At 64.1% G+C, this 304-nt stretch carries 1 protein-coding gene; it reads left to right on the forward strand.

Annotation, left to right across the window (positions count from 1 at the left end):
- A partial coding sequence (locus EE949_RS28915; protein WP_277423392.1) for a DnaJ C-terminal domain-containing protein occupies positions 1–304 on the forward strand: 304 nt, incomplete at both ends.

Here is a 304-nt window from a genome sequence, read left to right on the forward strand (position 1 = left end):
CGGCAAGCACCTGTTCTGCGAAGTGCCCATCAGCTTTACCGATGCAGCGCTGGGTGGCGAGCTTGAAGTGCCGACCCTCGACGGTCGCGTCAAGCTGAAGATCCCCGAGGGTACCCAGACCGGCAAGCAGTTCCGTCTGCGCGGCAAGGGTGTTGCTCCGGTGCGCGGTGGCGGTGCGGGCGACCTGATGTGTCGTGTGGCGGTCGAAACCCCGGTCAACCTCAGCAAGCGTCAGCGCGAGCTGCTGGAAGAGTTCCGCACGTCGCTTGAGAATGATGAGTCCCACTCTCCCAAGGCCAGTGGC

Origin of the sequence: Pseudomonas viridiflava, from assembly GCF_900602065.1 — a bacterium.
GTDB lineage: Bacteria > Pseudomonadota > Gammaproteobacteria > Pseudomonadales > Pseudomonadaceae > Aquipseudomonas.